Origin of the sequence: Loigolactobacillus rennini DSM 20253 (assembly GCF_001436505.1) — a bacterium.
GTDB classification, from domain to species: Bacteria; Bacillota; Bacilli; order Lactobacillales; family Lactobacillaceae; genus Loigolactobacillus; species Loigolactobacillus rennini.
Genome location: NZ_AYYI01000098.1, coordinates 1 through 431, shown reverse-complemented (window position 1 = coordinate 431; position 431 = coordinate 1). Strand labels below are relative to the sequence as shown.

1 protein-coding gene is annotated in these 431 nt (G+C 42.2%); it reads left to right on the top strand.

What is annotated here, in order from left to right:
* Positions 1 to 144 precede the first annotated feature (144 nt).
* Positions 145 to 431 (top strand): Spx/MgsR family RNA polymerase-binding regulatory protein (locus FC24_RS10305; RefSeq protein WP_057874778.1); only part of this gene is annotated, 287 nt, incomplete at its 3' end.

The following is a 431-nucleotide window of genomic DNA, read 5'->3' as shown; positions in this document are numbered from 1 at the left end:
ATAAGTAACATTTGAAGAAAGTGTGACTTTTCTCCGTTTTGTTCGTGAAAGTCATTTACGCTTGGGTCGACTCCTCCTTATAATAAATTATACATTATTGATATGATAACTTTTAATGCTGATGAGGCAAAGGAGGATCTGCTCATGATTAAATTATTTACCCAAACTAGTTGTAACTCTTCCCGGAAAGCGCGCCAATGGTTACGGGACCACGAAGTCCAATTTGAAGAACAAAACATGACCAATGTTGCGCCCACTCCTGCTGAATTAAAACACATTCTCAGCTTAACCGAAAACGGAATTGACGACATTATCTCCACCCGATCGCGGGCTTATCCTAAAATTGCAGCACAGCTACCTAACATGTCTTTAAACGACACACTGGCTATGCTTTGCGCAGAACCGCGCCTGTTGCGGCGGCCGATTATTGT